We start from the raw sequence: 15,597 nt of genomic DNA on the forward strand, positions 1-15,597 counted from the left end.
GGATTGGATGCAAAAGTTGGGGATTAGACAAAAAGATTGGGTAATCTGATTTTTTTTTAAAAGTTATATTTCTGGCGACTTTAAATGGATACTAAAAGCATTTAAACCATATAAGTTATGTAAGTTCATATTAAATCTGCTTGCGTTTCCCTTGCGAAAATCTTTGCGCACTTTTGGTTAAAATAATCCGACTATAATAACAATAAAAAAGGCCTGGAGTTGGCATACTCCAGGCCTTTTTTGCTACAAGAAAATTATTTAAATCTGCTAATTAAGAGTGGGACTAGAACATTCCGCCACCACCTTGACTAGTGTTGTCTTCTCTTTGTTTACGTTGCAAGTTTTTGATTTTTGCTCCTCCAAAGTTGTAAGTTAAACCTAAATAAACCGTTTGGCTCTCCCAGGTAAACTGTCCTGCGTGAGGATAAGGATATTGTGAATCAAAAGCATATTTCATCGTATTGAAAACATCATTAAAACGAACACTTATGTTCATTTTGTTGTTCAATAAGGTATAACGTGAACCCATGTCGATTTTGTACATTTCGTGACTGTTATTTTGAAGACCGTCAGATGGGCCTTTGTAGAATCCGAACAATAAGAAGCTCAAACGTTTGTTTACTTTAAAGTTTGAATTCATACGGGCGTTGAAAGCAGAAACTGTAATTTTTCTTTCAACTTGATCGCTTTCCTTTGTTACAGGATCGAACAAAGAAACATATCCTTGTTGTTTGATACTTGAGAAATCAATAGAAGGAGAAATATCCCACCATTTTGCGATTTTATAATTGAAGGAAGCTTCAAATCCATAAGCAGTGTTGCGATCAAAGTTAGCATAAGACAAGATTACCTTATTACCGCTATCATTATCGACATTGTCAGGATACAAAACTCTACTGATTTGATCATTGATACTTCTCACATAAACTCCCGCAGTGAAACTTCCTTTTTCTAAAGTTTTAGTATAATTTGCTTCTACTGAGTTTGTAAACTGAGGTCTTAATTCAGGGTTTCCTAACGAAGTTACTAATGGAGTAGAAAACTCACGAAGAGGTTTTGTCTGCTCTAAACTTGGACGGTCTACACGACGGCTATAGCTTAATTGCAAAGTATTTTTTTCGTTTAGGTTATAGGTCAAATAAGCTGATGGATATAAAGTGATATAGTCATCATCAAATTTTTGTTGACCACGATTTAAATTAGCCGCTACTTTATAGCTTTCAAAACGAGCACCCAATTGGTAGCTGAATTTTTTGTATTTCTGACCAAAAGTTACGTAAGCAGAATAAATATCTGTATCGTAAGTATAATTTGAGTTTACATTCTGATCAGAAAATGTTACGCCTGTTCTGGTGTAATCATTTCCTGTTCTGGTGATTCTGGCTTCAGCACCGGCCTCAAGAGTTGTTTTTTCGTTCAACGGATTAACATAATCTATGTTTAGCGTACTTAATTTACGATCTCCTTTGATCAAGTCATTGTAAATTAGATTTTTTGCAGTATTGTTTGGAGCTGTAGTTTTAGTATCAAAATACGCATTCTGAGATTCTTTACTATCGCTATAGTTTCCTTCGAAATCAAGTGTATGTCCTTCTTTTTTGAAGATGTGTTTGTAGGCTAAATTGTAAGTTCCTGTTTTTTCAGGTCCTGAATATTTAGAAGTTTGGTAAATGTTTTTGATATCCGGATCACCATTATTATAATCAATATCGGTGTTTACAAAACCTTTTCCGTTCGATTTGTTTTGATTGGTATAAAAAGACAACGTATTATGGTCATCAATTAAATAATCCATTCCGATTTTATACAGATAAGAATCATTATCATTTTTAACATCGATATTCTGAACAACGTCCTGATCAAATCTTTTGATGAAACCATCGTTAAAGTAAGTTCCGAAGTTTTGACCAACATTTCCAAAAAAGTTTACTTTTCCGCTTTTATAATTCAAATCCAAAGACTGATTGTACTTGGCCGTTTCTCCAAAAGTAATACCACCACTATAACTTCCGTTGAAACCAACATTGGTGTTTTTATGCAAAATAATGTTGATGATTCCTGACATTCCTTCCGGATTGTATTTGGCACTTGGATTGGTAATCAACTCAATTTTTTTGATTGAGGTTGATGGAATCTGTTTTAATAACTGAGCCGGGTCAATGTTACTTGGTCTTCCGTCAATTAATACACGTACATTATCATTTCCGCGAAGCGAAAGTTTTCCGTCCTGATCTACGTTTACAGATGGAATATTGTTCATGATGTCAGACGCTGATGCTCCGGCAGTGGTAAGGTCTTTTCCGACAGTAACAACTTTACGGTCAATTTTTTGTTCAATTGTGGAGCGCTCGCTCACAATATTTACGCCTTTAAGTTGTGTAGCTTCTTCTTCAAGAGCGACTTTAACAATAGCTTCTTTTTTGTTTTCATTTAAAAGAATAGAACCGATGTATTTTCTAAATCCAATGTATTGAATTTCGATGGTATAGTTTTTTAAGGCTAAATTTTTAATAGTAAAATCACCATTGTCGTCTGTGTTTACTCCGGAAACTACTTTTCCATTTTCTTTAATTGAAACAGTAGCATATGAAATGGGAGCATTGTTCGACTTTTCGGTAATTTTTCCTGAGACCGTCCCGGAATTCTGAGCTTGTGCTGTTGCCATTACACCCAGTAATGCGAACAGTAAAAATTTTAATTTCATAGTTAGGTAATTGATTGATTTGATCTGACTGATGATGATTGTTTTTTAGTTTTTTTTATTTTTTGAAATAAATTCAAAGTCCCTATTAAGACTATTTTACCAGCGATATGTTACAAAAAAAATGAAATAAAAAATGTTCTTTTTTTGTTAAAGGCTGTTTTGTAAGAGGTTAAGCTTTTTAAATTTTAATTTCAATAAATGTATTTATAGTACTTTTCTTTCGGCTAATAGTAGGAAATAGATACTCAGAGTGATGGCAGAAAATGTTGTTTAAGGCAAAATTTTAAAGATGGAAGTACTGCCTCTTTTGAATGCAGTAAAAGTATCAGATCTTTGAATCGATAAACGGAATTCTTAACTCTGTGTTCCAGTTGGAAGTTTGTAGCGGCATGCACGTTCGCGAATAGATTTTGACTGTTCTAAACCCGGTTCGTGGCAGGTATTTTTTTCTGCGGATTGATTCTGCTTTCACCATAATGACTTCTTCTATTTTATGGATGTTGCAGAAAAAAATCAAAGAAGAAGAGTGTTGTTTTATGAATGTTCTGTTTTGGAGTAATTTAGTGTTTCGGTTTTTTGATTATTTTAACCATTTAAATAATTGTTAGTTTTTTTTAATTCTAAGGATTTTCGGGAATTTTATATGTTTTTGATTTTCTCTAATTGGTGAATAAGCAGTATCTTTGCTCACTTTAAAAATAAGTTTACATGTCATTATCACAAATTCTTACCCCTTCTATACAAAAAGCAATACAGGCATTATTTGATGTTGCTATTGAAAAAATCGAGTTTCAGACTACCAGAAAAGAGTTTGAAGGCGATATTACAATGGTTATTTTTCCTTTGTTGAAAGTGATTAAAAGTAATCCTGGCGAATTGGGTGCTAAAATTGGAAATTACCTTGTTGAAAATGTTGCTGAAGTAGCACGATTTAATGTGGTTTCCGGTTTCCTGAATATTGTAATTGCAGATCGTTATTATTTGGATTTCTTTAATGGAATAAAAGACAATACAAAATTTGGTTATGTAACACCAAATCCGGAAGAGAAGGCGATTATGGTGGAATATTCTTCACCAAATACCAACAAACCATTACACTTAGGACATGTACGTAATAATTTGTTAGGGTATTCTGTAGCTGAAATTATTAAGGCTTCAGGCAAAAAAGTATATAAAACGCAGATCATCAACGATCGTGGGATTCATATTTGTAAATCGATGTTGGCTTGGGAGAAATTCGGAAACGGAGAAACCCCGGAGACTTCAGGTTTAAAAGGAGATAAACTGGTTGGTAAATATTATGTTGAGTTTGAAAGAGCTTTTCAAAATGAGTATTCAGAATGGTGTCAAACCGAGGAATATATTGACGAATTTAATAAAGATAAGAATACCTCTTTGGCTGATAAATTAGGTAATAATGAGGGTGAAGTGTCTATATTTGATTTAGAGTCTATCAAGCATGAAATTGATTTTTCCGAAGAAGGAGATCATAAGAATTTCAAATCTAATTTTAAAGATACATATTTCAAGAAATATAGCAAAGTTGGTAAGGAAGCACAAGAAATGCTTCGTAAATGGGAAGCTGGTGATGAAAAAGTGATCACACTTTGGAAAATGATGAACCAATGGGTATATGACGGTTTTGCTACTACTTATAGCAATCTCGGAGTAAATTTTGATCGTTATTATTATGAAAGCAACACCTATTTATTAGGGAAAGATGTAGTTCAGGTTGGATTGGATAAAGGTGTCTTTGAAAAAGATCCTGATGGTTCGGTTTGGATTGATTTGACTGACGAAGGTTTAGATCGTAAAATTGTACTTCGTTCAGACGGAACTGCTGTTTATATGACACAAGATATCGGAACTGCTATTCAACGTGTAAAAGACATGCCAGATGTGGGCGGAATGGTTTACACCGTTGGAAATGAGCAGGATTATCACTTTAAAGTACTATTCTTAATCCTCAAAAAATTAGGTTTTGACTGGGCTTCAAGTTTGTATCATTTATCATATGGAATGGTTGATTTACCTTCGGGAAAAATGAAAAGCCGTGAAGGAACTGTCGTAGATGCAGATGATTTGATGCAGGATATGACCGATACAGCCAAACAAATTTCTGAAGATTTAGGAAAACTGGATAGTTATTCTGATACGGAAAAAGCGAAATTGTACAAAACAATTGGTCTTGGAGCACTTAAATATTACATTTTAAAAGTAGATCCTAAAAAACGTATTCTGTTTAATCCCGAAGAATCTGTTGATTTTGCCGGAAACACAGGGCCGTTTATACAATATACGTATGCGAGAATCCAATCGATTATTCGCAAGGCTGATTTTGACTATAATGTAGCGCTGGATGGAGTTGAAGTACTTCATGAAAAAGAAAAAGAATTGGTAAAACAAATCGAACTTTTTCCGGAAGTAATTCAAAACGCAGCTCAGAATCACAGCCCGGCTTTGATTGCTAATTACACTTATGATTTAGTAAAAGAATACAATTCGTTCTACCAATCCGTACATATTTTAGGAGAAGTGGATCTGACAAAAAAAATATTCAGAGTGCAACTTTCTCAAAAAGTGGCAGAAGTTATAAAATCGGCTTTTACTTTATTAGGAATAGAAGTTCCGGAGAGAATGTAAAATAGAAATATATCAAATTAAAAATAGGCTGTTCCCATACGAACAGCCTATTTTTTTTGGATTATTACGAGGGTTGGTTGATTAGCCTTTGCTGCAGTTCTCAATTTGCAGTTCTGAAAGTTAGAACAAAAGAAAACGGATCAAGTTCGAAAGTTGTGGGGAAGTAAAAATCTCGCAGAGTCGCAAAATCGCAAAGTTTTAATGAAAAAACAGAAAAAAACTTAGCGACTTGGCGTCTTTGCGAGATCGTCAAAGCAAGAAGTTAGAAAATTAGGTTCTTAAAAAGCTCTGGCCAAAAAGTATATGATCTGCTACTTCTAATAAAAGAAATTTCTAAAAATTATTTCGCAACTTTTTAACTTGATTCGAAATTGCAGAAGTACAAGATATTTGTTCCTCCACAAAATATGTCTTGATTCAAGAAAACTTTGACACTTTGTCCCTCTGAGCCTTTGCCTCTTCTTCTACACTCTTTCTTCCTACAAAAAGGATAAAAGGCATTCATTCAAAAAAATAACAATCCAGAATTGTAAGATTGTCCTTTCAGGTGTAAATTGTATTAACTGTCTTTATTTCAGTTGTTTGTGTACTTAGTGTTTTCTTTTAAACATTAAAAAGTAATATTAGGATTACAATTTAATATGTTAAAAAGAATAAATTTCTTGTTAAATTTATATTAATGAAGTAAGTTGCACCAAAATTATTTAAAATTTAAACAATGAAGCAAAGAATTAAAGTAATGGTAATGCTGTTTTTTGTACTTAGTTCGCAATTATTTTTTGCGCAGGAAAGACTTGTTTCAGGAACTGTTTCTGACAATATGGGCATGCCGCTACCGGGGGTTACCGTATTGTTAAAAGGAGCTAAATCCGGAACACAAACAGATTTTGAAGGTAAGTTCTCTGTTAAGGCAACATCGAATCAGATTTTGGTATTCAGTTACATCGGAATGAAAAATCAGGAAGTGACGGCAAATTCATCGGTACTTACTATTAAATTAAGCGGAGATGCTCAGGAGCTGGATGATGTTGTAGTGTCCACGGCCATGGGAATCAAAAGAGAGAAAAAATCTTTAGGTTACGCCACGCAAGAGGTCAAAGGAGAAGACCTGACAAAAGTTAATACTGGAAACGTTGCAAATTCAATTTCCGGTAAAGTAGCCGGTATTGAAATAAAGAGAAGTGGTAATTTCGGAGGATCTACAAACGTTGTTATTCGAGGATCTAAATCGATTACCGGAAACAATCAGGCACTTTGGGTTGTTGACGGTATTCCGTTAAATAATGACAACTCAAATACAAGTAGTCAGAAATCAGGTGGTTCGGGGTATGATTATGGAAATGCCGCATCGGATATAAACCCTGACGATATTGAAACCATCAATGTGCTAAAGGGCGCAGCCGCATCTGCTTTGTATGGATCAAGAGCGGGTAATGGAGTAATTATTGTTACGACTAAAAAAGGAAGAAAAGGAAAAGGATTAGGAATCTCTGTTAGTTCCGGACTTACTGTTGGGACTGCCGACAAAAGCACGCTTCCCGAGTATCAAAAACAATATGGAGGGGGAGACGGTTTTGTGTTCGGTTCAAATGCAGATTTAGGACAGGGTTCATTTCCAACTATAGTGCCCGAAGATTCTTCTTGGGGACCAGCATTCAATTCTTCCCAAAAGGTATACAGCTGGAATGCCTACTATCCTGAATTAGTAGCCACTTATGGAAAAACATCACCTTGGCAAGCAGCGAAAAACGATCCAAACTCATTTTTCAAGAACTCCACTACCTATACCAATAACGTTGCGATAACTAATGGAAATGAAAATGGAACTTTTAGATTTGCTTATACGAATTTGGATCAAACAGGGGTTTTGCCTAATAGCTCGATAAAGAAGCATAACTTTAATTTTTCCAGTAGTTATAAAGTTAGTAGTAAAATAGAAATTGCTGCAACCGCAAATTATATCACTTCTGGTGGAACGGGTTTGAACGATACGGGATACTCAGATAATATTGTGGGTAGTTTTAGACAGTGGTGGCATACTGATGTAGATCTTAAGGAGCAAGAACGTGCTTATCATTTAACAGGTAAAAATATAACCTGGAATCCAAGAGCTGTCTCAAATGCAATTCCGTTATATTGGGATAACCCTTATTTTGGTCGCTATGAAAATTACAATAATTTTAGTAGAGATCGTTTCTTTGGGAACTTTACAATTAACACTGAAATCACAAACTGGTTTTCTGTAACGGGAAGAGGAGCAGTGGATTCTTATGTAGAAAATCACGAAGAGAGAGTAGCTTTAGGGTCAGGAGCCAATAGTGGTATTGCCAAATATGCTAGATATGACAAAAGATTCAGAGAGGTCAATCTGGATTTACTGCTCAATTTTAAGGCTAAAATTACGGAAGATGTTAACTTTAGGGGGCTATTGGGGGCGTCCAGTAGAAGAAGTGAACTTAGTTCTATTCGATCCTCAACCAATGGGGGGTTGTTAATTCCAAAATTGTATGCGCTTTCTAACTCTATTAGTTCAATTGAAAACCCAACAGAATTTTTAGAAGAGCGAGGAACGAATAGTGTTTATACCAGTGCCTCTTTTGATTACAAAGAAACTTTTTTTATTGAAGGAACTTACAGAATCGATGAATCCTCTACCTTGCCCGCAAAAGCAGCAAAATACAATTATCCATCCGTTACCGGTACCTATATCTTTAGTAAACATCTTACGGTTCCTTGGTTAGATTTTGGTAAATTGAGAGTTAATTTTGCGCAAACCGGAAATGATGCTAACGTACATGTAATTAAGCCCGTCTATACTAAAGACACGAATTTTGGTGATAATGCTTTATTTTCTAATGAAAACATCCGTAAAAATCCAAACTTAAAATCGGAGACGATTGATGGACAAGAATTAGGGATTGAGTTGCAATTGTTCAAAAGGAGAATCGGTCTTGAAGCTTCGTTATATAAGAGTACCACGAAAGATCTGATTATGGATATTACTACAGGTTCTGAGACAGGTTATAGCGGGACAACAACTAATGCCGGGAAACTTACCAATACGGGAGTCGAATTTACACTTACTTTGGTTCCTGTGAAAACAAAAGATTTCTCTTGGATTTCAAAAATTAACTGGAATAAAAACAAAAGTGAAGTAGTATCGTTAGCCGATGGTCTTCCGCAAATTGTTATTGGTACATTTAATAAAGGAACAAGCTTAAATGCAATTCCGGGACAGCCATTAGGAGTAATTAAAGGCTCTGGTTATAAATACTTAGACGGAGAAAGAGTAGTGCTGCCAAACGGAAACTATGATAATGTTAGTGATAGGATTATTGGAAATATAAATCCAGATTGGACGGGTGGTATCAACAATATTTTTAATTACAAAAATCTAACGTTTAGTTTTTTAATTGATGTAAAAAAAGGAGGGGATTTGTTCTCTCTGGATCAGGCCTATGGACAATCTAGCGGTATTTACCAAAGTAGTGTCGGAACAAATGAGTTAGGGAATCCAATTCGTAACAAAATTACTGATGCAAATCCGGGAGGGCAAATTTTGCCGGGAGTACAAGCCAACGGTAGTCGTAATACCGTTAGGGCTATGGTAACAACAGCTACAGGAGAATCTAACTTAGGTTATAAATCTTTTCCCAATCAATATTTTGTTTATGATGCTTCATATGTAAAATTGAGAGAGGTTTCTATTGCTTACCAATTGCCTGTAAAATTATTAAAAGGGACTTTTCTTAACAATGTGATTTTTGCGGCAAATGGCAGTAATTTATGGATCATACATAAAAATCTTCCTTACGCAGATCCTGAATCGAACTTTGGTTCCGGGAACTTTCAGGGATTCCAAACCGGTGTTATGCCTTCGGTTAGAGAAATTAGCTTTAATGTAAAAGTTCAATTCTAAAAAAAACAATAAAATGAAAAAAAGAAAATATCCTATACTTTTTGCATTCTTAGGACTCTGTTTGTATTCCTGTGATAACCTTGAGGGGTTAAACGATGATACCAAAGCGTATGTTACCCCTGTACCCGAAGCTCTTATGTCTTCGGCTCAAGAACAGTATGCTATCTTTTTAAATAATTCATCTGTAAATAGAAACAACTTTAGATTGTATGCGCAACAATGGTCAGAGGTTGCTTATCCGGATGAGTCCAGATATGACATGGATTCCCGTCTGTTAGGAAACTCAAATTGGGTATTGTTGTACAGAGATGTATTAAAAGACCTGATCGATGCACAGAATAAAATAACAGCTGCTCCCGCAGCAGGCGATCAGGCTATAGTTGTAAAACAAAATAAATTAGCGATTATTGAGATTCAGATTGTACAAGTCTACCAAACGCTGGTGGATCTGTATGGGAATGTACCTTATTCTGAAGCCATAAAAACAGGAGTTTTGCAGCCAAAATACGATGATGGATTAACAATTTATAAAGATTTAGCAAGCCGTTTAACTTTGGCAATAAGTAAATTAGATCTCACACAGGCTAGTTTTGGTAAAGCTGATTTGGTTTATGGTGGGAATGTGGCAAGCTGGAAAAAATACGCAAATTCTATTCAAATCAGATTAGGGATGCAATTGTCAGATGTAGATCCGGTTCTTGCTAAGACCTTGGTTGAAACGGCCTATACTTCAGGTGCTATGACAAGTAACAGTGATAATGCTATTTTCCAATACACCTCGGTTAAACCGCACTTCAATCCAAATTATGAGAGTTTCAAAAGCAGGGCAGACTATTCGATATCAAGTTTGTTTACAACTGCTTTAAATGATCTTACGGATCCGAGAAGAGATTTCTACTTTGACCCCGCTTCTAAAAAGGGAGGTGTATATGTTGGGGCACCATATGGTTTTAAAGCGGATATTCAAACCGTATCCATATTCAATAAAACCCTGAAAGAAATCAATTTCAAAGGAGATCTTTTTGACTATGCCGAAACCTCTTTTTTACTGGCTGATGCCGCAAACAGGGGCTGGGCAGTTGGAAGTCCTGCAAGTACGCATTACACCAATGGTATTACTGCAAGTATGAAATATTGGGGTGTTGCAGATGCAGACATAACTGCTTACCTGGCACAGCCTAATGTTGCTTTTGCAACTGCAACAGGTAGTAATGCCAAAGAAAGAATTGCATACCAAATGTGGATTGCCTACTACAACAGGGGATTTGAAGCCTGGACGGCATACAGAAGACTAGATTTTCCTAAACTTGTGGCACCATCTACAGCTGTACCGGCTGCCGAGGGTAAGGTTCCCGTGAGAATGGTATACTCGCATTTAGCCCCTTCTACAAACGGAGCCAATTATGCAGCAGCTTCAAGTGCAATTGGAGGAGATAAAATGACAACTAAATTATTCTGGGACAAATACTAGGATTCAACTAAATTCTGATTAAACCCGGACTACAATAAAAACCTTTATTCATTTTAACTATTTTGAATTAGTAAGCTTTTAGAAAAAAAAATAAAGGTAAACCGTTTAAATTAATTTTTAAACGGTTTTTTTAGGAATAAAAAAAGCCGGTGATCCTAAGATTACCAGCTTTTTTATAACTAACACACAATATTTATTGTTTTACAAACTTGTCGATTATAGCATCACTTTCCGCTTTTGTAGCAGTTGGTTTTAAATCAAACAGCAAAGAATAAAGTGCTTTTCTGTCTACTTTCGCTTCTAAGTTTAAGTCTTTATGTCTGTCAAAAAGAGTTTGCCATTTATCGCGAACGTTTTTCCAGATGGCATTATTTTCTTTCCACCATTTTTGACCAGCGATACATTTGATATCCGGAACCTTAGTGTAAACATCGAATCCTTTTTCCTGAGCTAATACATAATCTTTTCCGGAATCATCTCTTACTACTTTATCGTTGTCTTGTTCATGGTTCCAACCTGTAGCAGTGATTTCATGAATGTTTCTTCTTTTTAAAACATTGTAATCGTTACGTTTTGTTTGCTCTCTTCTTGGTAATGGTGCATCAGCCACATTTGCCCAGTAGTCTTTTCCGTCTACATGTACCCAAGTAGAAGAACCTTCATATCTTGGACTGTCATCTACCTGATATACTTTTTGAGTCCACTGTCCTTTTACGGCTTTTTTGTCTAATTTTTTATATTTCCAAGAGCTGCTTTTGTCGAAAGAATATAAATCAGTGTTTTCATATAACCAGTCTTGTCTCCAGTGTTTGATGATCATGTCGTCACTTACAATTAACAAGTGCTGCATTACAACCTTATTTGGAGTATCTTCTAAAAGTTCTACCCATTCTAATGCCGATTCGTGTTTGGTTTGAGAAGGTTTATAAGTAAGAGTATCCTTCGCATATTGAAAAGTTTCAGCAAAATTAAATTTTACTTCATAACATCCACACATTGATTTTATTGACTTTAGGTCCTGTTGTTTTTTTGCATCCTGACTGAAACCAAGGCTGCAAGTCAAAGCCATAACGGCTGAAAAATAGAGGCTTTTTGTAATCATAACTTCAATTATTTTATTTTAAATTTTTCGCAAATATATGGTTTTTATTTAGAATAGATAAAAATAATTATATATTTGCATCGACTTATTAAGACTTAATACAAATAATGAAAATTAAATTTATCCTTTTTTCTGGGCTGCTTTTTTCTCAAATTTCTTTTGGACAGCAGAAAGACAGTATAGCGTCGCGAGAAAATCTTTCGGAAGTAGTTGTTACGGGACAATTATCTCCTCAATCAATAAAAAAATCGGTATTTAACGTGCGTGTTATATCTAAAGAAGATATTAAACAATTGGCAGCTAATAACCTGTCAGACGTCTTAAATCAGTACTTAAATATATCAATTCGTACAAGCGGGAGTGATGGACGCTCGACAGTTTCAATGTTTGGTTTGGATTCTCAGTATTTTAAAATTTTGGTAGATAATATTCCATTGGTTAGTGATACGGGAATGGGTACTAGTGTCGATTTAACTCAGGTAAATCTTGATGATGTTGAACGAATAGAAATTATTGAAGGATCAATGGGGGTAACCCACGGGGCTAATGCAGTAAGTGGTATCTTGAACATTATTACAAAAAAAGGAGCATCTCATAACTGGGAGATTGGTGCTACAATTCAAGAAGAAACAGTTGGTAAAGAATTTGGCCTTTTTAATAAAGGAAGACATATTCAATCTGCTAAAATTTCGCATAAAATTAATGATAATTGGTATGTAAATGTTGGTGGAAATCGAAATGACTTTGCAGGATTTTTTGATAATAAGAAGGGAGAAGATTATTTTGTAAATAATGGTTTGCGTGGTTATAGCTGGCTTCCTAAGCAACAATTAGTTGGGAATGCTATGATTGGATATCAGAAGAACAATTTTAACATTTTTTACAAATTTGACTATTATGGTGAAAATGTTGATTACTATAATTCAACCATTATTCCACAGGATAATTATCCTTTTCCAGAAACTTATTTTACAAATGATAGGCGTTATATAACAAATCGCTATTACCATCATTTAAATTCATATGGTAAGTTATTTTCTAAATTAAACTATAACATTTCGCTTTCTCATCAAAAGCAGGAACGTGACGTGGAGAAGTTTAATTATCAATTAGAAACCCGAGATGAGTTTGATAATGTTAGACAAACCTACCAATCCAAGGAAGTGTTTTATTCTACTGGTACTTTAAGTAATTTTTTTAATAGTAAAAAGGTAGACTTTCAATTGGGGTATGAAATTACTAATGAAAATGGTTTCTACAATGCCACTGCAGGAACTTTTAAAAATGAACAACAACAAGCAATAGACGTTAGAAAACGATTAGAAAACTATGATATTTTTACGGTTGCCGAAATTAGTTTAACTGATAGGTTTTCTATTCGTCCAGGAATTCGTTATTCGTTTCAGTCCGTTTTCGAAAACCAATATGCAAGTTCTTTGGGGTTGAGATACCTCTTTAAAGGAGGGCTTGAAGTTAGAGCTTCAGCCGGAAAATCGTATAGAACTCCCAATTTTGATGAACTGTATACCTATTTTGTAGATTCCAATCATAATTTGCAAGGGAGTCCTGATTTATTGCCAGAGAAAAGTACTTCATACGAAGTAAGTTTTAAGAAAGCTTATTCTTTTGAATCCGGAGCACAATTAGTGAACAATTTAGCGGTTACATTTTTAGATGTTGATGATCGAATTGATATGGTTTTGACTCAAATAGTTCCTTCAATGAATTATAGATATATGAATATCAATAAATATAAGATGTGGAATATTTCAACGACAGAACAATATAATTACAAGAATTTTAATTTCAAACTTGGAGCTGCATTAGTTGGTATTTCGCAGAAAATTGATTTAGCCTCTCTAAATGCAACTTCAGATGATAAGTTTTTATATTCTCTTCAATTAAATTCTAGTATTTCCTATAATATTTCAAAATGGAACACCCTGTTTGCTCTTTATTATAAATATAATGGTAAACAACAGCAGTTTGTCGCTGGAACTGACGGAAATAATACTGCCGGCTTTTATTTAAATGAAATATCTCCGTACAGTTGGATGGATGCTTCAATTCGAAAAACATTTTTCGAAAAAGCATTTGAAGTGACCATTGGAGCTAGGAATTTATTCGATATTAAAAACGTGCAAACGATCCAAAATGGCGGAACAACAGGTGGGGCACATGCTTCAGGCAGTGGAGATCTCTTACTTGGATATGGACGTTCCTATTTTCTTAAACTTACTTATAATCTCAATTTTAATTAATACATAAATACTATGAAAAATTTGTTCTTAATCCTTTCTTTTGTTTTACTTGCTTTTACAGCTTGTAATAGCGATGACAATAACGAAGGGCCGTCAGTTTCTGTCGCATTTGCAGAAGCTTCTTATAATTTGACAAGTGACGTTACGCCTGTTCAGATAAAATTTTCTGCTCCTGCACCTTCCGCTGGATCGATAACAATTACATTTGCTGCTAAAGCTGCAGTTTATACAACAGACTTTACTACAGTTCCTGCTGTAGTTGATAACAAGATAACTTTACCTTTTGCGCAAAATGCTACTTCAGTTGAATTTAATTTCAATAGAATTAAAAAAGCAATTGGTGATGAAGTGAAGAATGTAGTTTTTACTATTTCTTCTAGTTCCATTAACGCAAATATAGCCGGTAATAAAACGATTCAGTTAAATTTTAACGAGACAGCTTCTTTAGGAACGGCTTTAGCTCCAGAAGTAGGTGGTCCTTTTCAACAAAATCAAGTATATGTTGACTTAAGTAGCGGAAAAATGACAAAAATTGCAAGAACTTCTTGGGATTTAGGTTTTTATTCAGGAACTGATGCCTTTAGAGTAGTATTAAATAGTTCGGTAAAAATGTCTGCTAAAGTATTAACATCTACTAATATTGACGAAGTTCAGGCGGAAGACGAAACTATGATTATTTCTCAAGGATCTGGTAATCTTGCACAAATTGATGAGCCAACAGGAGATCTTACAAAAGTTGTTATTGCTGATGTTTCTGCAACAGATGCTAACAATAAAGTATATTTAATCAATATGGGAAGTAATCCGGGGACTGCTGCACCGGCGGTTGGTTCTGAGGGATCTGCTTCAGGAACTTCTAGAGGATGGAAAAAAGTCAGAATTTTGAGAAGCGGAAGCGATTATAAAGTTCAATATGCTGATATAAAAGCAACGACACATGATGAGATTATTATCTCTAAAAATAGTGCTTACAATTTTACATTTTTGAGCTTAATTGATAAAAAGACTGTGAATGTTGAGCCACAAAAAAACCAATGGGATCTTAACTTCACAACTTTTACTAACAGTACACAAGGACCAAATGGATTAGCACCTTACCATTTTCCAGATTTTGTTTTAAGTAACTTAAAAGGTGATGCTTTTGCATATCAGGTTCTTGTTTCAGCAACAGTTACTTTTGATAATTTCACATTAGCAAATGTGGATACGTCTAAGTTTACAAAAGACCAAAGAAATATCGGTTCGAACTGGAGAGGTACTAGTGCTATGGGACCTGGTGGAATTCCAGTTTCACAATTTGTTTTAAGAACAGATCGTTTCTTCGTGGTTAAAGACGCTGCCGGAAACGTTTATAAATTAAAGTTTACTGGTGGAGCTAACGATAAAGGAGAAAGAGGTTTTCCTAAGTTCCAATATGTTCTCTTAAAATAGTATTATAAGATAAAGATAGAATCTTGGTAAATAACCAGGATTCTATCTTTAAATAACTATAAAAAC

At 34.7% G+C, this 15,597-nt stretch carries 7 protein-coding genes; 5 read left to right on the forward strand and 2 right to left on the reverse strand.

Going from position 1 to position 15,597, the window contains the following annotated elements; all coding sequences use genetic code 11:
- Window positions 1–283: 283 nt before the first annotated feature.
- Window positions 284–2,704, reverse strand: coding sequence for a TonB-dependent receptor domain-containing protein (locus ACHRV3_RS10460; RefSeq protein WP_395434583.1), 2,421 nt, complete (start codon window positions 2,702–2,704; stop codon window positions 284–286).
- Between the two features lie 708 nt (window positions 2,705–3,412).
- Between ACHRV3_RS10460 and argS the strand changes: the two genes are divergently transcribed.
- From argS to ACHRV3_RS10475, 3 genes are all read left to right on the forward strand, one after another.
- Window positions 3,413–5,347: an arginine--tRNA ligase gene (argS, locus tag ACHRV3_RS10465; protein WP_395434584.1), complete on the forward strand. Its 1,935-nt coding sequence runs from the start codon at window positions 3,413–3,415 to the stop codon at window positions 5,345–5,347.
- A gap of 718 nt (window positions 5,348–6,065) precedes the next feature.
- Window positions 6,066–9,266: a SusC/RagA family TonB-linked outer membrane protein gene (locus tag ACHRV3_RS10470; RefSeq protein WP_395434586.1), complete on the forward strand. Its 3,201-nt coding sequence runs from the start codon at window positions 6,066–6,068 to the stop codon at window positions 9,264–9,266.
- Window positions 9,267–9,279: 13 nt separating this feature from the next.
- Window positions 9,280–10,737, forward strand: coding sequence for a SusD/RagB family nutrient-binding outer membrane lipoprotein (locus ACHRV3_RS10475; protein WP_395434588.1), 1,458 nt, complete (start codon window positions 9,280–9,282; stop codon window positions 10,735–10,737).
- A 193-nt stretch (window positions 10,738–10,930) separates the two neighbouring features.
- Here ACHRV3_RS10475 and ACHRV3_RS10480 read toward each other — a convergent pair whose 3' ends face one another.
- Entirely contained in the window at window positions 10,931–11,839 is a 909-nt protein-coding gene (locus tag ACHRV3_RS10480; RefSeq protein WP_395434589.1) for a DUF6607 family protein, read from the reverse strand.
- A gap of 107 nt (window positions 11,840–11,946) precedes the next feature.
- On the opposite strand from ACHRV3_RS10480, the gene ACHRV3_RS10485 reads away from it, so the two are divergent.
- On the forward strand, window positions 11,947–14,100 hold the full coding sequence (locus ACHRV3_RS10485; RefSeq protein WP_395434590.1) for a TonB-dependent receptor plug domain-containing protein: 2,154 nt from the start codon (window positions 11,947–11,949) through the stop codon (window positions 14,098–14,100).
- 12 nt (window positions 14,101–14,112) lie between these two features.
- The gene (locus ACHRV3_RS10490) at window positions 14,113–15,531 is read left to right on the forward strand and encodes an HmuY family protein (protein ID WP_395434591.1); all 1,419 of its coding nucleotides are present in this window, start codon (window positions 14,113–14,115) and stop codon (window positions 15,529–15,531) included.
- The last annotated feature ends 66 nt before the right edge of the window (window positions 15,532–15,597 follow it).

The organism is Flavobacterium sp. FlaQc-49 (assembly GCF_044005985.1).
Taxonomy (GTDB): domain Bacteria; phylum Bacteroidota; class Bacteroidia; order Flavobacteriales; family Flavobacteriaceae; genus Flavobacterium; species Flavobacterium cupriresistens.